At 66.7% G+C, this 252-nt stretch carries 1 protein-coding gene; it reads right to left on the bottom strand.

What is annotated here, in order from left to right:
• Positions 1-252, bottom strand: a 252-nt coding sequence (locus AC0L3U_RS39860; RefSeq protein ID WP_473365191.1) for an OsmC family protein, incomplete at both ends; no start/stop codon positions are given.

The raw sequence follows: 252 nt of genomic DNA, 5'->3' as shown, positions 1-252 counted from the left end.
CGAGGCCGCGCGCGATCTCGCGATCGAGGCCGGGCAGGCTGACATCGAGGCGTGCCCTGAGCGAATAGGCGCCCTCGTCGAGCACGAGGTCGATCTCCGCATCGATCGCACATTTCCTGGGGAGCTCGATCTTCCGCTTGCGGGCCGCGATTTCCATCGCGCCTTCGAAGCAGGCCGACCAGCCGGCCGCGAACAATTGCTCGGGATTGGTACCGATGCCGTTGCCGCCCGGCGGCGACAGCTTGACATCCA

Source organism: Bradyrhizobium sp. Kon69 (genome assembly GCF_055807515.1).
This window is presented reverse-complemented; position numbering and strand designations above follow the sequence as displayed.